We start from the raw sequence: 25251 nt of genomic DNA, 5'->3' as shown, positions 1-25251 counted from the left end.
ATATTACAAAACCTTCGACATGGCCGCGTCGATCGCTGATGAGTAGTCGTCCATCGACGCTTCGTTCGAATCGTCAGACTCTTTGTCATCGGATTGCAAAGCGAGTGCGAGGCGATCGAGAACATCCTCATCGATGTTGATCGAACTTGAGGTTGTCTTGGTCAGTTCGGGGAACATTTCCGAGGCGAACTCGAATGGCTCGCCCTCGGCAACGGTCCTCGATGAAGATTGGCCGATGCCAGCGGTGACGGCTGGTAACGTAACAGGCGCGTTGCCCGTCACCGAAGCCGACACCGTTTGTGGCAACGGCTCGCTAACGCTTCCTGATGTATCGCGACGATTCAGTTCATTGATGACCTGAAGGACGTCGACAGCGGAGATCATACGGTTGCCCGAAACGTCGTAATAATTCGGTTTCGGATCGAACTCATCAACAATCAAGTCTTGTTCCGATGTCGGGTTGGTCAACTGCTCGAATCGGTTCAAGTGATTGATGATCAACAACGCATCGAGTGCCGAGACTTCGCCGTCATCATTGACGTCGTGTTTGTTATCGGGATTCTGCAGGCGACTGGCAACAACTTGGATATCGACCGTTGCTAGACCGCTGCGGCGTCCGAGTGAATCGGCCACGGAATAATTGAACGTGTCACGTCCGGTGAATCCGATCGTAGGTGTGTACCGGATCGTTCCATCAGGAAGCGGGGTGATATCGCCGGCGAAAGGACCGGATTCGATTTGAATGCTCGAGAGATCAAATCCATCGGAGTCGATGTCATTGTCGAGAACGCGAATGTTGATTGATTCACCGACGAATGCGATGGCCGAATCATCGCGAACGATGGGAGCGACATTGGGACTGATCGTGACGACGGCTTCGCCGCTTTGGGCACCGCGATCATCGAGCACCCGGTATCGGAATTCATCCATTCCAGGGAAGTTGGTGAACGGAGAATAGACCACTGTCCCGTCGTCATTCACACTCACGCTTCCGAACGAAGGCAGGCTGGTGATGGCGACGGTATCGCGACGAATGATCCCATCGATGTCTTCATCGTTGGCCAACACGTCGATCGTGGTCGGGCCGGTCGCGCTGAGTGTTGGTGTATCGGGTCGAACGATCGGGGCGTCGTTAACGCCTCTGACGTTCAAGGTGACGAGTACACTGTTGCTGAAGCGAACTGGGTCTTGAGCCCTTCCGGCACGGTCGGTGACCGCATAGCTGAACGAGTCGCTGATCACCGGCGAATCGGGACGTAACGATTGAAGTTCTCGCGATTCGGTGGGATCGTAGGTGACCAAGCGGGTGTTCGGGTTGAACGAAACCACGGCGCCCCGCTGTGACCGTTGAACCTGGTTGGCCAATTGAATTCCGCTGGACGCAACCCCTGTGAACCCGGCGACGCCGGTCGTGTTGATCCTGTCGTAGGCGACTTGGCCTAACGAAATCTGCGTTTCATTTTGAATGGTCGCTGCGAATCCGACATTGGATCCGTTGATCGCATTGACGATCGCTGTTGCCAACTGGGCGGAGGAATCAGTCGATCCGAATGGAACTACGATCGCACCGGGACGGATGTTCGCGAACGGATTCGTTCGAGACGAGAACTGGAACGTGGTCGGACTGCCGTTGGTATTCGAGATGACCAAGACGCTGCCGTTGACGATGTCGGCACCAATTGCCGGCACGTTCAACTGCAGAGGACCAAAGTAGAGTTGTAGTTCGTCAGGAATCGTATCGTTCAGATCGATGTCGACATCGTTTGCCAGAAGCTGTGCCGGAGTCAGCGTCAGCACATCGTCTTCGGTCAACGGGGTGCCCGCGTTGTTGGTGGTGATCAGATCTCCAACCGGTTGTGGGAGATCGTTTACCGCCTGCACGTTGATTTGCAACGTCACTTGGCTGCTTGATGCGCCTCCGGAATCCGTCGCGACGACGCGGAACTGTGCCGTACCATTGGCGTTGGCTGCCGGCGTGAACGCAAGTACTCCCGAGTTGTTGATCGATGGTTGACCCGCAGAAGTGAACAGATTGCGATCGGAGTTACCTACCGGAGTTACCGTGTAGGAAATCGTCTGCAAGTTTTCGTCTCCGGGAACTGCGGGACCAGGCAATGCATTGGTGATCCACTGAGTCGTAAACGGCCCGCGATCTTCCGAAACATTCACAATCCCGGCGGTGGAGAACGACGGGGCATCGTTTATCGGGTCGATCGTGATTGTGAACGTCCTGGCAATCGTATTGTTTTGGTCGCCATTGCCGGGATCGTTCGGTCCTTGATCGAGCAATCGCACGGTGAACACGGCCGAACCGTTGAAGTCCGGTCGCGTTGTATAGTTCAGCGTCGCGGTGCCATCGGAATTGACTACGGCAGTCGGCGGTACGAGGAACAGACCGGAGTCGCCTCCTACCGAATTAATCTCGAATTGGAGTCCCTGGCCGGGTGACGTGGTCGAACCAATTTCATCGTTCGCACCGGGAGGGCCCGCCTGGACGTTGGTCGCCCAGTTCGGAATCGATACGACACCGCGTCCGAGCCCGGTATTGGAATCCTCGGGCGAGGAGACATCGCCGCCACCGCTGAACTGAGGTGCGTCGTTGACGGGCAACACCATGAAGGAGACGGTGCCAGTTGCGATTTGGGGTTCACTGACCGGTGTTCCGTTGGTACCCAACGGAACCGTCACACCATTATCAGTCACCGTGTAGATGAAGTTGTCGGGGCCGACGTAGTTCGGACGAGGACGGTATTGGAATCGGATGATTTGTCCGTTTTGGTCACGGATCGGGGTCAACGTTCCGCCTTGTGCGGTCGTCAACGGGATCGGTGCAGTTAGCGACACCGTTTGATTGCCACCTGGAATCGTCGGCCCGGCTTCGTTGGCGGGACCTACGTTGAACACGTCGAGCAAACCAGGACTGGTTCCGTCGTCGTTGACCAAAATATCAGCGGTGCCGTCTTCGGTGATCTCGAATGAAAGAGGCTTGCCACTCGGTTGACTCAATGGCGATGTGACCGTCGGTCGATCATTGATCGGGCGAACATGAATCGTCAGCGTGACCGGAATCGACGACTGCAAATCGCCTCGGATGCTATTGTCACCGAAATCAGGTTCGCCGGGTTGAGGGTCATCCTCGCCGTTGTCGTTGAGCGTGACGACGAACTCAAACGATCCGAACACGTTCGGTGCCGGTTGATACCGCAGTTGCCCTTGGCGGCTGACGGTGGGGAACAGTGTGAAAAATTGTTCGAACGCGTCTGGGTTGTCCGCGAGGCTGGCCACGGTGAAGTTCACCGTTTGGCCGGTGCGGAAATCGACTTCATCGAACGCCGTCAAGTTCGGTCCCGCAGAAATGCCGAAGGCGAACGAGTTAATCACTTGTAGCGAGCCATCTTCGACGACTTCAAACTCCAAGTCGTTGGTCGAGAATTCGGGGCGATCGTTGACCGGGTTGAGGTTCAATTCAACGATCGAAGTGGCTTGCTTGCGGTCCTGGATCAACGAGTTGGTTTGCAGCGAGTAGGACTCACCGTCACCGGGGAAGTCGTCACGAACGACAAACGCAAATTGGTCGACGGCTCCGCTAGTGTTATTGAAGTCGACCGGTGGTGTGTACAACAATCCGATGAAGGTCGGCACGCCGTTGATGTTGGCGAACTCGCGATTGAGCGTACCTTGAAGTGCGGTGCGATCCGGGAAATCGAACAGTTCCAAGACTTGAGGGCCACCCGTCGGATTGAAAACATTGGGTCCACCGATCATCTCGTTATCCGGGCCGACATCATAGATATCAAGCAGACCGATCCGGCTGTAGCTACCAACGAAAATGGCTTCACGGATCGAAGCCGGTAATGAGTCTTGGTGTGTACGCAGGAAGTTTGTGTCCAACGGAATGAAGTAGTTCCCTGTTTGAACCGCACCAGTGACACCGTCGATCGGTTGCGTGTTGTCTTCACGCAAGGTGTACCGGATCGTGGCCTGATCTTCGAAACCGTCGCCGTTGGTATCAATGCCTTCGGAGACTGAGAAACCTTCATCGGTGAAGCGTCCCGCGATCGCTTGGTTGCACGTCAGATTGGCGGCGTCCGCTGTAGCGATCACGCAATTGGTCAGACCATTGATGTCCTCATTGATCCGCGGAATGTCGTTGACCGGACGCACGTTGATCGTCACCATCGCGGGCAGCGAGGTGGAATTGGTGTCATCGACTTCAAAAGCGTTGAAGCGATAAACAACTTGTCCGACTTGGTCCGGGGCAGGCGAAATTGTCAGAGAACCGTCGATCGCACCGGGTGTGTAATTGATGACCGGTGTCGAGTTGAGAATCGTCGGATCGCCACTGACGTAGATCAACTGGCTAAAGTCGATCTGCTGCGATTGCAATTCGTCCAAGGCGTCGGCACGCCCGGCGAAGATCGACGTGATGAACTGCGTTTGAGTGACGGTCAGATTGTCGTCTCGCTCGCGAACATTGATGACTTGACTGTTCTCAAACGTCGGGGCATCGTTAATCGCACCAACGGCGATCGTGAGTGTTCCCGGCGCCAGTGCATCTGAAAACGCAACCGGTAGATTTCGATCGGGACCAGGAGTGACTTCCGTCAGCCCGTTATCGGCGATCGTGTACGTCAAAAGCTCGCGTGGCGTAAACGGCAGTTGCTCGTTGTAATCGGCCGCAGGGGTGAACTGGATCGTATCGAAATAACGACGTGTCGCACCTGAAGGTAGCGTTTCAGTCGCAATCGTGAATCGATAGACACCTCCGTTCGGAGTGATCAAGACCGCTTCGCCAGGGAGTCCCGCCGCTCGTCGCTTCTCGACTCGCTCTTCTTCGGTTCCGTCACCGACCGCGTCGAACAGGTTTGCACTGGTCAGACCAACCTGGGTTCGCAGGTCCAGAGAAGTGCCGCCAACCCCTACGGCAACGATTCGCAGATCAGGTGTTTGGATTGCTTCGTTAAACGGATCATCAAGCAGGACGCTGAAGTTGCCCGGCGCGGCGGGCAGTTCTCCGACGAAGCCTTGATTGACAATCTGCAACGACACACGCGCGAATCCCGGCGCAACGTCTAGCGCCCCGATGTCGGCGATAGCGCCCAGACCGATCGAACGGAGTTGTTCCTGAAGCGTAATCGCAATCGAGGCCGCGTCGCTGGTCGGCGTGAAGAACACGGCGGCATCGACGCCATCGGGCACGTTGCCGGTGGTATTGAATTCGATCGTGACGGAGTCGCCCGTTAGGTCCGAGATGGTCAACCGTTGCCCGTCGAGCAACAATCCCCCACCGGGAACGGTGATCTCCGTGCCGCCCAACGTGATACCGTTGGGAGCGTTCGAACGAGCGATCGTCTGGACATTCCCGAATCCAATGTCGTTCCCCTCAAGTCTTGCCCCGATCCCGGCTCCGGTCAGTGCCGAGATCAGATCCGTCGTTATCTGGGTTGCCGAGGTCGCAGGAACGTAATCAACGACGATGTCCGTTCCGACCGATGGAACTCCCGTTAAGTTGAATTCCACAACGGTGGTTTCACCAAGATTATTGGTGAACGTCAGCGTTTCGCCCGCGATCAATTGGTTGCTCGGCGGAAGTACCAATGACGTTCCGTTAAACTGAATGAGGGAGTTCGCGTTATTGATCGCGAGACCTGCGAAGTCTTTGATCTCGACATCCCATGTCGTCAACGTGATCGGCGTGGCCGATACGTTCACCGCATTGGGATCGCTGTTCAACTGCGTGACCAGGCGATCCATGAGGGTCAACGCATTGTCCGTCAATAAGTAGTTGACAAACACGAAGTTGGGATTGCTCGGGGTGGTACCGGTTCCGAACTCAACGATGGTTTGACCACCAGCAATATTGTTGATGATCAGTTGTTCGCCGTTTTGCAACGACAAGCCTGATGGCAATTGAACCTCGTTTCCGAACAACTGGATCGTCGACGTCGCACGGCTCTTGGAGATCGAAATGGCGTTGTTGACTTGGACGCGAGATTGGGTAATCAGGGTCGTGTCAGCGATCGCTCCAAAGCCGGCATCGGACATTGCCAATGCGAGCGACTGCGAAATCTGTTCGGAGGTGTCGAATGCGTTGAAAGTGACCGGGATCACATTTTGAGCGACACTGCCGGTCGTTGTGAACTCGAATACAAAAGTATCGCCGTTCGGTTCGGTCAACGTGATCCGTTCGCCGTCGCGTAGGTCTGTCCCGGCTGGAAGACGAATGGTTTGGGTCGCCGGGTTGATGTTCAACAAACTCGGACGCGTTGGCGCGGAGATATTCGAAGCATCGTTGAATAGCACTTGATCGCCGACGGCAGTTCCGCCGAAACCGAGCGTTCGTAAAACTTGTTCCAGCCGAGGCGCGAGATCAGCCGCCGTTTCCCCGGCGATGAAACGCACGACACCGTCAGTGCCTACCGAGGGCACACCACTGGTGTTGAACTCGATCGCAGTTCGTCGTCCGTTGGTCGCACTGAGGATCAACAGCTCGCCATTGATGAGATCGTCCGCGTCAGGGAGCTGAACGCCCGCCGAATTGACGACGATCTGAGACGGCGTCGATTGGCTGGCGCTGAGCAACGTAGCGGCATCCAGCGTCAACGTCGTGTCCTCGTTGACTCGTCGCAGACGGTCGTAGGCGACCGGAGCATCATTGACCGGTTCGACGAAGATCGTCGAGGTCATCTGGAAGGTCTTCGGAGCCACGTTGCGATCACCGCGGATCGCCGGATCACTGACGCTCGATTCGTCAATGTTGGTGTCTTCGTCGATACCACTGTCGGTGACTTCGTACACGAAGGTGACTTCGCCGTAGACGTTGGCCGCCGGAACGAATGTGATCAAGCGGGTAGCCGGATCCAAACTGATCGTACCACGGCCCACACTTCCCGCCGCCATCGACACGCCCGATACTCGAATAGCCCCATCGTTGGTCGAACGAGGTGCGAGTTCGTCGATCGCGGTATCCGGGCCGGCTTGATCGTTGAGCAACAAGTAATCCGACGAGAACACAAACGTTTGGTCTTCCAACGGAACCGGTGGATTGGTCGGATAGAACGCGTTATAGGCGGCATTGGGCGCACCGGTTGCGTCGGCCAATCCGACATAGTCGCCCGCCAAGACCGGAGCATCGTTGCGAGGAACGACGCGGATGGTTGCCGTCGCGGCAACTGACTGAGCCAGGACACCGTTGATATCGGCGCGTCGGAACTGATTGCGAATCGTTTGGCCAAACGTACTCGAGGCAGGATTGGTATCCGGGCTTACGAAATACGGTGATTGCGACAAGAAGTCATCTTGAAGGGGACGCGAATTCGGGTCGCCCGGAATCACTGGAGTGTCCAAAACGACCAATCGGTCGGCGAGATCCGTCGGCAGAATCGAGATCCCGTTGTCAATCAATGTGAACGTAAACTCATCGAGTGCCAAGGCGTCGAGCACTCCGGTGTCGGAGTTGAAATCGTCGGCCGGTCGATATTGAACCTCCACAATCCATTGTGGATTATTGATGTCGTTGAAGGTTACGGTGAGGGTACCACCTTGCAACGTCGTCAAGCTGTTGGTCGCTCCCCCAGGAACGATCGTGCCGGCGGCCGTCGAGATCGAACGCACTAGGATCGTTTGATTGAGTTCATCTTGTGGTGCGCCGGTGGCATCGGGTTGGAAATCCGGGATTGCGCCGGCGATTAAGTCCGAAGCGGAAATCACCAACGTGGAATCGGCACCATCAGAAGTCGTTTCAAAACCAACGAAAGACTGAGGCGTCGCCCCGGGCGCGTCATTCTTAGGAAGCACGCTGATGGTGACTTCCGGTAATGAATCGATGTCTTCGATTGCGGAGTTCGCGTTTTGTTGAGTCGACAAGCGATACTTGAAGACGTCTAACCCGTAGAAGTCCGGTTCAGGGGTGTAGGTGAACGAACCCGTCAGGTCATCACCAAGGGTCAAGTTGATTTCCAACTTCCCGTGCGGCGTTTTGTAAGTCAAAACATCGTCGCCCGGAAAACTGGTCATTGCCGGTTCGACGGTCAATCGAGGTAACTGCGGGAAATAACGTACAGGCAGCAATTGATTCGTTTGAGTCAACGGATCAATCAGCGTCTTCTCGTTGATTTCCAGCGGCGGACTGGTGGCATTGAGCGATGCCTCAATCCGCAGCGGCGTATCTTCAATTGCGACGAAGTCTTGGGGTTGCGCTTGTGGTGGCTCAATGTTGAAGACTGAGACTTGGTAGTCTTCGACCTCTCCACCGATCGCAACGCCCGTCGGTGTGGTATTGCCCGCGTCACTCAAACGGATGCGCAACCATGTGTTTTTGTTCGCAACGGCAAACTCAGGCTGAGCAATGCTCAGCGTATTGATGCCATCGATTACGGGAATGTTGCGAAGAACTTGTTCGGTGCCGTCCTCATCAAAACGTCCATTGCCGTTGTAATCGATCCAGGCATCGATCAAACCGCCTCCGCTGACATACACCTGCATGTTCGTGCCGGCGGGATCGAGCGGATTGAGGTAGCCGAAGACACGCCCTGCATCGGCGGCACCGAACTCACTACCGTTGTCGGCATAACGTCCGAAGAAGAACATCGGCGGATCGGTCGGACTTTCGCGGAACTGAACGATCGAAACACCGTCCTCGTCATCGAGCGCTGTTAAGCGGATCGTCGACGGGTCGTTCGCGTCCAAACCGACCTCGAAACCGCCACCGAATTGACGCAGTGTCGGGCGGATGGCTTCAAGCAACTCTGCGGCGACTTCTTCGGTCGTGAAGCTGTTGCTGATTAAGACCGGAACCGTTCCCGGGCGCGGGTTTTGGTTCGGGTCGACGAACTCGTAAACTGCCGTTTGATCAGCCAAACGCAGCAAGACTCGCTGCCCCAATGCCGGTGTCGATGTGAATGTCAGCGTGTGAGTTGTCGGATCGGATTCGTCAACGCTGAAGGCGTTCGAGAAGAACGCTGAATCGACGTTCAAACTAATCACGGCAGCGGGGTTGCCGCTGCTGGCGAATGTCCGCACGTTGATACGGTTCGATTGTCCGCTCGTTCCCGCGATCGAGATACCAGGGATCGTGATCGATGTTTGCATCACCGCGAGCAAAGATGCAGTGATCGTGGCCAAGCTGTCATCGGGCAAGAACGGCACGGCGAACTGACCGCCTGACGACGGTGTTCCGGGCTCTGCGAAAACAAACTTATAAAGCGTCGATCCGATCGTGACGGTGATCGACTCATTTTGTTGAGGAACCGCTTCGATCGAGATATTAACATTGGTCGGTGACGATGCGGTCGTTTCGATCGCGGAGAAACCGAATGAACGCCGGGCGTCGTCGGACAAACCGAGATCAAACGCTTGGCCGTCTTTCTCCGTATCGATCACGAAGCCGAGTCGGCTATCGCTACCGCCGCCGATGACCGCATGTCGGGCACCATTGCCTTGAATGAAGCCGCCATCGGTGGGCAACAGGTTCGGCGTTGGGCTGACCAACACAGTGCCGTACGACTGCGGTGCGTCGCCGAAGTCGAAACCGACTTCTGGCATGATGATCGTAAAGCGGGTTTCGTTATTCGATCGCGTCGGATTGACCGGATTGCCCGCCAAGTCCGCCACCGCCGGAATGATTTGGCTGCTCGTTTGGTTTGTTCCGCCGCCGGTGATCGTTCGAACGTCGGACGTTCCCGCGATCAACAATACGCCACCGCCGGGTGCGAAAACGTCGATGCCCAAACCGGCTTCATTCATCGCCATTTGCAATGATGCGGCGACCGATGTTGCGGGCAACGAGTCGCTTGGGACGAATTGAACCGCGATCGCACCACCGCTGACTCCAGCTTGAGTCAGTAAAGGTGCGAGGGACAAGTCGACCGTAGTGAACTGGCTATTCGAACCGGCCGGAGTCTCCCCGAGAGAAAGAATCGGACCTTCCGTCGTGGGGATCAATTCACTTCCCAAGGTCAACAGAACCGCATCACGCAACGCATTGGCAATCGTGGCCGAATCGGCAGTCGCATCAATGACCACAGGTAGTTCCGCGAATACCTGGGTTGCATCGGTCGTGAAACGGAATGACTCGGTTTGATTTCCCACCGAAATCGTGACGATGGATCCATTGATTGTCGCTCCGGTTACCCCATCGGGGACGGTGATCGTCAAACGATCTGTTACGCCAGGCGTTCCGTCGAGCGATAACTTGCTTGAGAGCAAGTCAATGAAATCACCGGGCTCACCACCGATCGAAACGAGTCCATTGCCGATCGTGCGAGCGTCGCTCAAGTCGATGCTGGCCCCGCGAAGAGCGGCGGCAATCGAAGCGGCAATTTGATCGGGCGTGTCGGTTCGATTGAATGTGATCTTTCGGAACGTGTTCGTTTCGGTCGTGGGGATCGTCGTATTATTGGAATCGAATTCAAAGGTGATCGTTTGATCGCCTCGGGTGTAGGTGAATTGATCTCCATCATCGACCGAATCGATCGTGCCGATCAATTGCAGACCCGAGTCCACGTTCGCGAGGTCGACGGTGTGACCAGGCAACAAGGTGGTTGCCGGAACCGTGTTAGAGAGCAATGCAGGCAACGTACCCAATTGGATCGAATCGTTGCCGATCGCGACCGGCGCGAGACCGAGCAACGCAGCGTAATCGATGGCACCGGGGGCCGAATCGGTGAATAGCGATGGACTGAGCACGCGCAGAATCGCATCACGCACGTCGGCGACCGTTCCTGTTCCCGATAACGGAATCGCCACGTTGGCTTGAGCGACGGTATTATTGGTATCGATTTCAAACGTGACCATTTGCGTGCCATCACGCGAAGTAATCCGGAACGTGTCAGTGTCATTGAATCCAGTGACAACGTCGGTAACGACGAGCGTCTGTCCGCGTGGTACGCTGAGCGTGTAGCCGCTGTCGAACTCGAACACCGTTTCGCGACCGGTTTCGTCCGTCACGACGACTTGGTCGCCGTCAGCAATCGATCCACCATCACCCAGTGCAAGCACTCGGCGCACTTGATTGTTCAGCGTGATTTCGTAAACCGAATCTTGGTTCCAAACTCCCGCCAACGGAGTCAAGCGGATCGTGCGACTGTTCTCGCTATATCCGAACGTGAAGTCACGGCCTGGCAACAACTGGCGTCCGTTCTCGGTCAACAAGACCGTTTGTTCGGTGATCGTCGAAGCATCCAAACCGGTGCCCGCTTCGTCAATCAGTTGAACTTCAAAGAACTCCGTAAAGTTGTTCGGGTTGACCAATCGCACGAACGAGGATTGAGCATCCACGTCGCCATCGAATGTCAAGTCCATCGGTGAACCGGCTGCAGTCGCGTCCGGTGCATCGAATGGATTATTCAATACCGCATCGGGTCGACGGAAGTCGGCATTCTCGATCGCACCACGATCGATAAACGTATTCGCGCCGCTACCGCCATCGTTCGGGTCGAAGACACTGTCGACGCGTCGTTGACCGTAAATGTCAAACGCCGGGGCCAAGATCGGTGAAGAAGCGATGCCGACCGGCTGCTTGACGGTTTGAACGAAATCGGAGCGGTCGACTAAGGACGCGAACGAATTGTCGATGAATCCGCTACCCGCTAGCGGAATGAAACTTGTCGTGCCGAACAGTTGCACCGTATCAGGAATGACCCTTGAAGTCTGTCCCAACGGCAAATTACTGTCGTTTCCGTTGCGTGAGTAAGCATTGCCATCGGCTTGCGTGAGTTGAGCGTTGACGAGATCAACGTCAATACCATTATTAAAGCCAACGATAATATTGTTGAGCAACGTCGGCGCGGCCCGACCCGAGACATCAATGCCGGTTCCGGAGCCGTTATTAACAATCGTGTTGTTAACCACCCGGCTGAAGATGTTCGGAGTGCCGAGTTCGTTGTTGCCAAAATTGCCGCCACCGATTTCGATGCCGATCTGGCCGGAGTTGATCACAACATTGTTGGTGATCACGGCCCCTGGGATGAGCCCGAACGGATTGCGGCTGCGGAGCAAGCGTGCGTTGCCGGGGCGAGTGGAATCGTCGAATGCAAAACCGTTAGGGATCGACTCGATCGTTTGACCGGCTTCGCCAATCACCGATGAGATTCCTGTGTCGGCTGAGTCACGAATGAAGTTGCCTTCAATGATGATTTGGCCTTGCTCGTCGACACGGTTCACGTCGGTCTTACCGAAGTGATAGTCGACCATCATGACATCTCGTTGCGGGACGCCCGGATCATTGGTCGGCCGAATTGAGAGGAAATAATCACCGGTTTGGCTGTCTTGAAGACTGACCGGCCCCGGGTCACCTCCATAAGCCGCCGTGCTGCTGATGATGACGTCGTAGTAGCCAGATCGCTGCGGGGTGAACTGCAGGTTCGCGCCTGCTTGTGTCTCGCCCACGGCAACAGTTGGTTGCACGAAACTGGAGATCGCCGTTTCACCGCCTTGGCTTTGAGCAAACGCAAAGTTCAGTTGACTTGAAGTGAAGACCGTCCCTGATTCAACGATGGCCAAGAACGGCAACTGCAATCCGACGCCGGTTCTGAATAATCCTGTCGTGTCGACGTCCAGGTCGATGCCTTGGCCGGCTTCGAGATAAACGCGAATGACATCAATATCAAATTCTGGGACCGTACCCAGGATGCTTCCATCGTCCGCGTCCGTAACCGGAGAAAGACCGATGTCAACGGCATCACCGATCTTCCCGATAGCAAACAACGTATCGCCGGAGACGTAACCCGGCACGGCCGCTTGAGCAAGTTCATCGGAGTAGACGACGTAATCGACGGTGTCGGCGTCATGATCGATGATGGCAACGCGACGACTTGTGTAATTCCCTTTGAAAGTTTCCTCGGCAACAAGGTCGAGCCGTAGATTGCGTCCTGATCCAGGGTTAACCGTGATCGTCGGCGTGAACCACTTGCCCGACGAAAAAGTTCCGTCAAGGTTTTGATTGGAAAGTTCACCGCTAAACAATTCGATCCGCGCCGAACTTGATACGCCGCCTTCGCGTGAGTCACCGGTCGCCGCCAGGATCGAAAGGGTGTCTTGCGATTGATCGGAATTGATAGCATCCCGAATCGATGCCGCCACCTCGGCTGCCGTGTGAGCAGGATCAAACAATACGGGGACATGTCCCAGGTCGACGTCGACGCCTGGAGTGTACCGACTGTCAAACTCGAACGTCAAACGGCGGTTGCCGTCATCGAGTACAAACAAGTCGCCGTCGATCAAGTCAACACCCGACGGGGCGATCATTGTCACCGCTCCATCGGCCAAGCGATCGTTGCTATCAAATGATCGGCCGGCACCCTGCTGCTCATCGAGCACCAGATTGATTGGGTCATAGTCCTGAGGCACGCCGTATTGGTCTGCGGTCCGAATTTCCAGCGAATAGGGCCCGACTAAAATTTCATCGGGGTTCTCCGGTTGGACGGCATCTGGACGACTGTCTGGGACGTATTCCGGGTCGATAACAAAATTGGCGTTACCGGGTTGGTTCAGGTAGTTCTCATAGAGAACGGCCTCGCCGCGTTCGGCGGAACCGATAATGATATCATCGATATAGACACCTTCGACGGTGTTGTTCAATGCACCGGCCGTGCTAATTTGACTGGTACCGAGGAAGCTTGGAGTGTCGAGGCCAAATTCATCGCCAGGAAGTTCCTCACTCAGACCGTAGGGACCTGGGTCCACAACGGTCGTGTTAAACAACCGGATGCGGTCGTTGACGTAAGCCTTGTAGTCTTCGCTGCCGGCGGTCGACAAGAATTTTTGATAGCGTGCTTCATAGGTACCGATTGATTCTGCCAATGCGGCTTGCAAACGCTCAGTGACCTCGACCGAGTCCATCGTGCCATCAAGCAAGACGGGTACGGCGCGGACAACGGTTCCATCCAACGCGAGCTGTTCGCTTGCTTGAAAACTGATGACCGCCGAACCAACTTCAGTGACGATGGACTGGGCTCCGACGATCAAGATCTCTCGGCCCGAAGTACCGAGTGTTCTTGGTCGTAGTGAGGACTCAAGAGCCGATCGAAACGCCGCGGCAACTTCGACCGCAGTCGCATTTGGAGTCAGCAGAACTTCGTTCTCCGCTCCCGTTCCAACGAACGTGAATTGATAGTCCACTCCCGATTGGAGGAGTGGTCGATCTTTCCGATAAATCGTAACGATTTCGCCTTCGGAAATTTCCGAGGCCGGTGGAAGCGTAATCGGAACGCCATAGGTGTTTAGCTCGGAACTCTCGTCGACGAAAGTAACCGGCGGGGCGACAAAGGTTGGGTCCGAGAAGTTTCGGCGGGCGAGACCAAAACCGGTGAGAGTCGGAACAGCGGCGAAACCATTGAATCCGGCTGTTTGCAGGGCCGTGACGACCCGATTTCCGATCTCTTCGGAGGTAGTGTCTTCCTCGAACGAAACGTACACCGTATTAGGTACTGGCAAGATCGAAGAGCCGGCTCGCACGAACACGATATCAACGTCAATTCCATCGGCGTTGAGCTGGATCGTTTCTCCGGTCCGCAGTTGTTCCCCTGATAGATCGAAGCTGATGACTGGCTCCAGTCCCACAGCGATCCCCGGTGGAGGAACATCCGTATTGAACTCGGCACCAACGACGAGGAGGCGATTGTTAGCAGGATCCAAACGCGGCGGAACCGCAAATGGCGAAAGCAAGGTGATCAATCCATCTCGCACATCCGCTGCCGTGTCGGTCGAGGAGAACCCGAGGTCGAACGCGCCCGGCACCGGCGGGACGGCTGACGATAGGTCACGTAGCACGACTGGCGTAGTACGAACAACTGAGTTACCCGGCGGATCGATATCGATATCGATCGTATCGCGATCATTCAGATCAACACCGTCCGGCACGGTGATTTCAAGAGCTTGAAACTGCGCCGTCAGGATTTGCGAGTTGGCATTGAGCGGATCGATCGACAATCCGTTTCCATAGACCATCACGCGATCATTGAACGAACCGACCGAAACACCGTTCGGAAGAGACGCTTGAAGAACATTAGCCAGTGTATTGGCGATTTGAGCAGGTGATGAATTCACACCAGGAGTTAGCGGACCGTTGTAAGTCACGGTGTCAGGTCCGCCGCCGCCGTCACTGAAAGTGATCGGGAAACTCGTCGGTCCAAAGTTAAAGGTAATTTGTTCCAAATTGATCAGCGCGCCTGCGGCAGGAATCTGAATTTGGATCGCGTCGGTGTTGGTCGCACCAAAGAGGTTGGGACGTTGGTTCAGAACCACATCGCCGAAATCAAAGTTAGCGAGGACCGTAAGATTGTCGTCGATGATCGTTGGAACAAATGCGGCTTGTAATAACGGATCGTTGTTGAGGAAGTTGAACGCACGTTGAATCACATCCAGTGCAGTGTCCGTATCCGAGAACGGAACGATAAAGTTTGTATTGGCCGGTATTAAACTCGGGTCCACCATGTTGTCGTCGTCGAAAATGAACGTCACCGTTTGAGTTCCGTCGAATGACGTCAATGTCAAACGTTGGTCATCGTTTAGCTCATCGCCAGCTTGGAGTTCAATGATCGTTCGCACATCAGCTTGAGCAAGCGTGGTCGTTTCAATCGAGGTCGGCGCCGCAATGACGTCAACAAACACGAACGGGTCGTCAAAGACGACGTCACCTTGAGCGCTGATGAACGCGACACCGTCCGGAAGAACGGCCAGAATCGCGTCCGCGATTTCAAACTTCGTTTGACCGGATTCAAAGAACACCGGCGTCGTCACCGGGTTCGTATGCGTTTCGCCCACGCGAACGAACTCGAGTTGTTCGAAGAACGGGGTCGGAATGTTAGAAAAGACCCGGATGATTTCGCCGCTAGTCGCCAAATCACCCGTCGGGGTCAGAATCTGTCGTCCGGCGGGACCGACAACAGGAAGCGGATTGGATTGTCCGGCAAGAATGGTCGAGTCGACTTGAATGTTAGACGCATTCAGGAAACTCAAACGGCCGTCACCATCGAAACGGGGCCGCAGCGAATTGGGTACCGCTGCGGCGACCGCCGTGGCAACGTCATCGGCAGTCCAAGCGACATTGATAACGATTTGCGTGTCGGTCGAGCCCGGATTGATCGCATCGACAAACCGAACAACAGTCGATTGGCCGTCGACCGAATCGATGACAACACTTTGTCCGCTTAGAAGGTTGTCACCTGAAGGAAGAATCAGGTCTCGTCCCAGTACCGACTGTAGGACGACGGAACGATCTTCTTGGCGAACGAAACCAAACGAATTGGAACTTTGAATGAAGGTGGCGGTATTGAATCTGAGTCGGCCATTGCTGCCAATCAACTCCGGTTGAAGCCCGGTCGGAACGCTTGCGGCAATCTCACTGGCGATCTCAAAAGCGGTCGCCGATGGATCGATCAAGATTTCGGTCAAGAAGGTGCTCGAGGACCCCGAGAGTGCTTCGACAAACAGGACTTGATGGCTTCGGAAGAAATTGTTGACGGGATCACGATACTGGATGAACAGCGAATCACCGTTAAAGAATCCTTGACTCGGAGTCAAATTGAAGCCATCGGGAATTAAAACATCGGTCGTCCCGATTACTTGAAGCACCGGAATGATTTCGTCTTCGAACTCGAGGGTGGTCAATGCATTGTCGGCTATTTTATCCGCGTCAACGCCAACAAGTTCCACACTTCCGAACTGGGTACGCATCGATCCGGCGGTACTGAAGTCGAAACGAATTCGCACATCGCTGCTGCCTGCCAACGGTGATAAGTCGGCTCGAACCTGCCGCCACTGTCCGTTGGGATTGTCATCAAATACTTCTTGAACAGAGATACCCGTTTCGGAGTGGTTGTCGTATTCGTCGTCAAGCTCAAGTGAGCGGAAGTCGTCATTGGTTGCTAGAAGCTGCCACTGTCCGTCGTCCCCGGCAGCGAATACTCGGAAACTATCACGTTGGTTTCGCACACCTGGCAAATAATCATCATTGTCTTCGACTTCGATATGGTAGGTGAAGTAGAGAGTAGGCTTGTCGGCCGAACTGAATTCACGCAGATCGAAGGGTGCCGACACGACCGAACCATGAGATCCGCCCGGCGCAACTTGTCCGAGGGGATCGTCGTCGGGACGTGCGATCGCGTTGTCGTTTTGGTTGGCGGTTAGTTCGAACCCGAAGTAGAGGCTACTGCCGCCTCCGATCGACAACGGTTGTCGAGATAGGTCGTACGGCGTGACCTGTCCGTGACCGTCATCGGCAAAACGGTCACTTGTCACATGCCATGGGTTCACCTCAAGATTACTGAAGGCGAGTCCCGTCGGCGTACCACTTCCGCCCACGAAGGATTGAACAGGAACTCCATCGGTGTTGAATTCGCTAAAGAAGCTCAACTGGATTGCCGATCGACCGTTGTAGAAAATATTCGCCGGTTCAGCGACTGAGGAGCCATCAACGGCTGTCTCGAGAGTGAAGGCGTAGATCCAGCCATCTGGAGTCGTGGCGAAGAACGTGTCCGCGTAGGCTTCGTCTTCGACGAACTGCGGTCCAGCGCTGAGTCCGGAGAACACTGGGAAACGAATGCCAGACTCTTCATCAAGTTCGGCCGTTATGTGCTTCGGATCGGCGTTGAGTCGGCCGTAGTAAACCGTGTTGATGACCCGATCGTAACCTTCAGCCGTGGTGCCTATGGGCGCATCTTGGATGTCGGTGGGATCAAAAACGTGGATCCCGCCGTTGTCGGTCACGCCAACTAAGTCACCGTTCAATGCAGAATTGTTTCGAAGTGCGATGCCAGTGATACTTCCGCCATCGGCACCCCTGCTTTGATCGATCAGCCCAGTATCGACGATACCAAACTCACGTTCATCTGACGCCGGCCCCATGAAAGTTTCATAAGGTACATTGTTTGGGAAGTTCCGATCGGCATTGTCGTTCGTGCTACCCAACGATGTGATGACACCGTTGTTGCTTGCGGCCTGGTAGACAATGTTGGTTCGCAGTGACAGCGGAATCTCTCCGCCTCGACCTGCCGTATCTCGGTTGCCCACGACCCAAAATCGTTCATTCGCACTGACGACACTACGATTGATATCGGGAAGATTTTCGACAATCGGATCACCGTTCTCGTCAAAGCCGACCGTTACGTCGAATCCACCGGGGGATCTTCGAAAGGTCATCGCGTTGATCAGCAGTTGTGCGTCTGGATCGGCCTCGGTGTTTCCAAAGGCATTGTTGCTGCGACGGAAGACGATCCCATCATCGCCTTCATTGTTCGCGTTGGCATTGGTCGGGCTGATGTTGAGGTAGTTACCTGAGTTACCATCGTTTGGATTGTTTCCGGGTGGCAAGTTATAGGTGAACAACTCACCATCATCTCGGATTGCGAGGTCTCGCGTTGCCGGCCCGAACTGGCCGATCAGGCGTTCCATCGTACCGGTAAACGGATTGAAGCTAGCGATCGTTGACGCATTGTTGCCGGAGATACCGCCTTGATAGTTCACGAACAATCGGATGTCGTCGAGCGTGTAGGCGACCGCTGATCGTTCGTCAAAAGCAGGTTCAATCAACGGTCGTTCGGCGGTGTAGTCTAAGTTTCGGCCGAATGTGTCCGCAAAATCCCGGTCTTCGAACGAATCCCGACTGATCGGACGTACCGAATTCAATGGCATCAATCGAACATTCGGGTTCGTCGGGTTTTCTTCAAAGAATTGATTCAACACGGCGGGAACGGCCGCCTCGCTACTTACGGCGACGAAGTAAGTGCCTTCGGGCAGTTCGACGGGACCGATATACGCGTCCAGAACGCCTGCCGAACCTCCCGATAGGTTACTCATGTCGACGCCTTGACCGGGGCGTCCCTGATCATCGGTCACGTTGCTGTCGCGACTAACTAAAATCAATCGGCCTTGGGCGTCGTATACCGACAAAACGGTGTTCACTCGCGCCAATTCGTCGGCATAATCGATATCGAATGTGGTCGTGACAAAGCGATTTTCGCTATCGAATGTGTCCGGCGCGAGTTGCTGGGCAAAGAGATCGACCCGGTAAACGTCCACATCTTCTAGTCGCTCATTGAGCAAAGAGGTGTAAAGTGCTGGTACGCTGAGCGAATTGTTGAGGTTGCCAATTTCACCCGTAACGGTCAAAGAACCTCGGTCCGTCGTCAGCAAATTTCCGATCGATTGAGCGTTGTTAAACTGTGCATTCAATCGGTTATCTTGCGTTTCACGCGTGGACTCGTCGCCACTGTTGCGATTTCCCGGAGTCGGATCGATATAGATGACGTCTTCACCGACGTCACCGACGAGAGGACTATGCAGTGGTGCACCGCTGACCTGAATCGCCGTAGTCGCATACCGGATATCGGCACCGCGAATGGTTGAGCCGGCAACTTCGTCGGTCCCGCTCAAGCGGACGCTCAGTTCATACTGACCGGAGGTTTGCGCATTGTTGCTACGGACACGAACATAGTAGGTGATATCTTCACCTGCCGATCCGGGAAGGATGACGCGCATCCCGGCATCGAGCGGATTGGCCGATTCGACATTACCGCTGTTCAACGCCGTCGGCAGCGGACGAACCGCGTCGGCGGTGAGTCCCTGATCCACGTTTGAGTTGACAAACAGGGATTGCCGACCGATCGCTTCGGCCGCCGAGTCGTTACTGCGGGCGATCACCTCGCCGGTTTCGTTGACCAACTCGATAATCGTATCGAGTCCGAATGAGGATTCATCAATGTCCAGGAACACGACCGTTTGCCCACGGGCCGTGAATCGGTAGGTATCAACATCGTTTTTGGAAGCCAGCGTCCCATGGACGTTGAACCCGAGTCGTTTGTTTTCGTCGCCGGCAGACTCACGCGAAGCCAGACCGCCGAGGATTTGCGAATTCTCGGGAGCCGCGTTGGTTGTAATCGCACCCGCGTCTCCCCGTTCACTCTCGAATACGTAGGCAACGTTGCGATCATTGGCATACGATTGCAGTTGCAATCCGATCCAATCTCCCGCCGCCGGAGCCGTATTGGTCGCCCCGAGCGTATCCGCGTTGGATAGGCCGTTGGGGGTGAAACCCGATCCGATCGTGTTGTCATTGAGACTCGTCAAGACGACCGGGAATCCAGGTTGTCCGATCACCTGCAATGTTCCGCCGATTCGATCGTCGATGTCCAGCGGACGACCGCCGCCGACGAGTGTTCCATTGGGGCCAAACTTGACCACGAGCGATTGATCCGCTTCGCTGCGAAGTCGCAGCGCACCGTGGTAGTGGTGCGTCAATGAGAAAATAGGACCTTCGACGACGTGGACGATGTCTGTGTCGTCCCAAACACTATCGGTCGTGACGATCTCGCTGCGGACTCGCATACCGTTGATTGCGTTGCCCGAAAGTTGGTTGTCGATGAGCAACGGGCCCTGGTTATCCGGTCGCAGATCAAAACGTTCGTTTAGACCGATCGATCGCCCCATATCCGTGTGGGATTGGAATTGCAACGCGTCAGGGTTGATGCTGATCGCGGCCCCCTCGCTATCGACGATTGTGTTTCCGATCAAGATCGGTTGCGCACCACGGATGAAGATGGTGGCGTCATCATTGAAGCCGCGTCCTTCGCGAGTGTTGGTCGGATCGAAAACGACCCCTGAACCGCGACCGTTTTCGACGAAAGTTGAATCGACAACTCGAACGTTCGCTTGCAAGATTTCCAACGCGTTGACTCGAGTCAATACGTTCTCGACCGGTGCTTCACCACCGCCAAATCGCAAGTCAACAAACGCAAGGGACCCGGTTGATCCTTGACGGAACATAATCCCGCCCCAATCCCCCGCCTCGCCGATACTCGCGCCGTCGTTGTTGGTGTCGAACGTTCCGCCGACGCCGTATTCGTCATCGCCGCGAGACGTGAAGATGATCGGTTGACTGTCGGTGCCCTCGGCGTAGAAATCGGCTCCGAAGGTGGCTTCAATTCGTGCGGTATCAAACTTTACGATCAAATCAGGATCGATGGTCAGCCGGGCATCGAAACGAGGCAATAGTTTCGAACCACCATTGGCATTGGCTCCCAGTCTTCGGCCGAGCAATGAGCCGTCGACCTGAACCGATTGGACCCGCCCGTCGTCAAGAAGTTCGGTTTCTCCAAGCTTCAATTCGGCGATGAGGAAGTATTCACCCGACGCGGGGTTGCGCCGGTAGATATTTGTGGAATCATAGCCCGTCGGTGGGACGGGCAAGTTGGTCAATTCGATCGTTCCGCTTTGTTCCGCAACGACCGATAAGGTCGCGTTGCTCGCTCGCGTTTCACCGCCGAATTCATTTCCGAAAGTGATGCGGTAATCGTAAGTCCGATCGCGTTGCAAGTTTCCGATTGCGGGACCTCGCGCGGCACCCACTCCGCCGGCATCGAATGCCACATCGATATTCGGGCTGCCGGTACGAGTTTGTCCCAGATCAAGGAACGTGCGTGAACTTCGATCGAGCTGACCAACGAGTTGGTATTCAATGAGCCCGCCGGTACCGACCACGCCGCGATAGAGTTTCCGTCCAATGAACTCGTCAGGAGCTTCGGGCAAGTTGTTCAACAAGATCGAGTTGGACGTGCCTATCAACGCACGACGGCTCGTCGGGAAGCTGGTCAGCGATTCGTTGCCTTCACGGGTCACGAAGGTCAGCAAGTATTCATAAGATCCCGTGGCTAAACCTGGGTTCGAATTCAATGCCGTCGTCGTCCGTGCGTTCAACGTCACGCTACCCAGATCCGGGCGATCTTCGAGCAGAATCGGACCGCCGGGAGTACCTTCGATTACCAAGACTTCGCTGATCACGTGGACGATGTCGGTGTCGTCGAATCGTCCCGAGACGGTCAACGTTTCCAGTACGTCCGCAGCGGGTGTTTCCACTCGAACGAACAAACCGTTGACGGTGTTGTCGGTCAGGATGTTGCCGTAGATTTCCGGCCCGGCGCGATCGTAGTCGCTCGTGAAGTACTCCACCGTTTGGTAGCGTGGCGAATGGAAGTTGTCTTCGCGGAAACTGTTCGGATCAGCACTCATGGCCGCATCGGCGCTGAAACGAATTCGGTTGTGGATCAACGTCGGACGGCTTTCGTCCATGTTCAGTGGCGAGACGACTTCATCCCGGATACCGGTTCGGCCACCACCGTATCTCATATCGGCGTGGGAAACGAAATCCAAAAAGATTCCTTGATCTTCCCAATTGCCACGTCCTTCGGCGTTGTCGACGTCGTTGCGGAATTCAATGCCCGCCCAATCGCCACTGACCGGTGTGGTATTGATCGGGTTGGTATCAAATCCGAACGTCTCGTCGTTGTAACTCGTGAAGATAACCGATTGGTTAGGTGTGCCGAGAACCTGAATCGCCGCGAGTGAGCGGTCTTGATCGACCGACGAACTTCCGGCGACGATTTTGGAATCTCGCAACTTGAGAATCGATCCGGCGTCGATCATCACGGTCACGCCTTGCGGGATTTCAAATCTTTCGCCGTCGTCCAAAATGACATTGCCGGCGCGACCACGTCCGAGTTCGTAGGCTCGGTTGTCCAACAGGGCCTGAGCGGCTTCGTCGACCGGGGTGTTCGGATTGTCAATCGCCGTTACCAAGTTGTCCGCACCCGCCGACGGTAGCAACCGGATAATGTCGCCGGGACGCGATTCCGCGATCGCCCGTTGGATCGTTCGATAGGGTGAAGTCAGCGATCCGTTATTGGCATCGTTGCCGTCGGAGTCCTTGACTACAAAGATGGTGCGTGGAAGGTCGCTGGCCGTCGGCGGCGTGTTCACGTCCGGTGCCGTTCGGAACCAGAAGTTAAAATCGCCCCCGGCTTTTCCATCGGCATCTCCGTCAAGCCGTGTGCCACGTCGATCCACCAATGCATCGACGCCCGCTTGCGATGTCGTGTTGTCGAACGTGATGCGAAGTTCGTAGTCGCCTTCGGTGCGGCCACCGATTCCCGTGCCCGCTTGCTCCCCGTTGTAGGCATCATTGCCGGTGCTCGTCACACCGACGACGTAATCGCCCGCTGACAAGTCGACTTCTAAGAACGAGTCATTGCCGAACGAGTCGTCGTTTCGCGCGATCAGTTCGAAATTAAAAGTGCCATTATCACCGGGGGTCTTGCGGTACAACTGGACGAGGGTGTCAAGCATACTGACGTTATCGAGCCGCTGCGCAAACGTCTCGAGCGTCACTCGTCCCAAGATCGCGTCGGCGGGGATGTTCGTGTCCAACGGAGCATCAAGGGTGAACGAATAAAAATCGACGTCGCTGCTCTCGGGACGATGCAACGCTTGGCCGATCGTGATGTCACTTTGGCTCAGGAAGTCAGGTTCGGTCGGAATCGAAGGGAAACCGGCAAGGTTATTACGTACATCATTCGCACCGCCGTCACTGAAGTTCCCATCGTTGGAGAAGAACTCACTGTTGGGTTCGTCAGGACTATTGCCGCCCGCCGCGACCCCGTCGGGAAGTTCGAACAGGTCGCCAATCCCCAATAGGTTGCCGATACCACGCAGACCTTCGACGAACCAACTCGGTCGCTGGTCAGGTGACAACCCATAACCGTCATACCAACCTTCATCCGCTTCGAGCACCAAAATGCCTCGCGACGGATCGCGTTCATTGACCCGGTATAAGCTGTACGGAGTGCCTTCGCCGGCACCGGTATCGGCGGTCGTTTGAATAGCGCGAAGGTCACCGGTCGCGATCTGCAAACCGGAATCTTCGGTCTCGACGAATTGCACGCCCAGATGTAGCTCATACAGATCAAAGATCTCGCGAGCACGTTGTTTCTGCGCAGGCGTGATCGCATTGTCGAGCGGATTGCCTTGGGCGTCTTCGCCGTAACGGTCGGCAAAGTTGTATGGGAAGATATTGATGCCGTCGGTCGAATCGATGCGTCCCACGACGCTCGCGTCACGACGTTGCTCTCGCGATCCCGGCGCATCGTAGGCACCCGGCCAAGGTGGAATATATTTCCCCGAGTTTTGAATCGAGCCGCCTTGAAGAACGAAACTCTGCAATCCGCCTGCGGGATTGAACACCACTTCCGCATTGCCGCGTCCGTCCGGGTCACCGATAAAGGCCGACGGAACGACGTTCTGATTCAAGCCATCGAACGAATCGTTGTTGAGCAACACCGGATTCCCGGCACCGTCGAGCATGGGGGAGCCGTCCGGGTTCAGTGCCGGGACGCCCTCGTTGACGAGGTTGACGATTTCGGGCGAACCTGGCAAATCGTCACCGCTGCCGATTCGTAAACGGAATGTCCCTACGCCGTCGGCGCGTCCGGTCAACGCCGACAAATCATCCTGAAATCGCAAGATCGCGAAATTGGCGTTGGGATCATAAATGATCGTTTGCGGCGTGAAACGAATGCCGTCGTCCGTGTTTTCAACCGTGTCGTTGGTGAAAAACAGTGAATAGAATTTAGGGTCCACGACCGGCAGGCTCGACGGACTTTCGCCCGGGCCGGGGGTGAACGAATTGGTAATCTTGCCCGCCACCGGATTCGACAACGGATCGTCGTTGAAGTACACGTGAATCTCATCACGGGCTTGCACGCGGTTGCCCGCCGTTCCTGAGATCGGTTGGGGAACGACCGCGACCACCTTCGGACCGACCTCGACTTCAAAGTCGATGTTCAGTGAGGGTGTAGGCGAGTTGACCTGATCGGCCGGCAAAATCGCCCGACCGTCGATGTCGCGAAGTGCAGTGATGTTCGTGTTGACAACGCTTCCGTTGGCGAAAACGTCATTGTTGTTGACGTCGTCGTATCCGGCGATTTGGATTCGATAACGGTCATCAGGCAATGCTTCGGCGAACCTCGCCACAACAACGCGGTCGCCGATTTCGTCGTCGGCGAAGCCTAGAAAACCAGGCTGTATCAGAACTTCGTTTCCTTCGGTGAACGTGCCGTCCCCCCCCGAGCCGATGATCCGGATGCCCTGCAACGTGCCACCATCGAGGGCCGTGTTTCCGTCAAAACGGAATGTCAGCTCTCGAGGCGAGGAGTCGAGTCGATTCTGCCCGCTGGTTCCATCGAGGCGGATCTGGGACACCGATCCGGCCTCGACACTGACCAGTCGCGGCCCGCTGATGATCTCAGCGGCTAACAATTCCCGCTTTTCGAGCGTTTGGTGCTGCAAATGCCGCGGTGAAAAGCTCTTGAGAGAACGGCGAGGTTGACGTTTGGCGTCGCGGCGTGCTGGTTTAGAATCGGCGTTTCGTCGGTGGGTCATGGGTGACCGAGGCCTTGAAAGGATTGAATCGGGGGAATAGCAGAC

The 25251-nt window shown here is 55.5% G+C and carries 1 protein-coding gene; it reads right to left on the bottom strand.

Annotated features, from left to right (window positions below; all coding sequences use genetic code 11):
* Positions 1-3: 3 nt before the first annotated feature.
* Entirely contained in the window at positions 4-25206 is a 25203-nt protein-coding gene (locus tag Pla100_RS03480; protein ID WP_146576235.1) for a tandem-95 repeat protein, read from the bottom strand.
* Positions 25207-25251: the final 45 nt, after the last annotated feature.

It is taken from the genome of Neorhodopirellula pilleata (assembly GCF_007859915.1).
GTDB lineage: Bacteria > Planctomycetota > Planctomycetia > Pirellulales > Pirellulaceae > Rhodopirellula > Rhodopirellula pilleata.
Note: the sequence above shows the minus strand (reverse complement) of the source record. Positions and strands in the feature narration are given on the sequence as shown.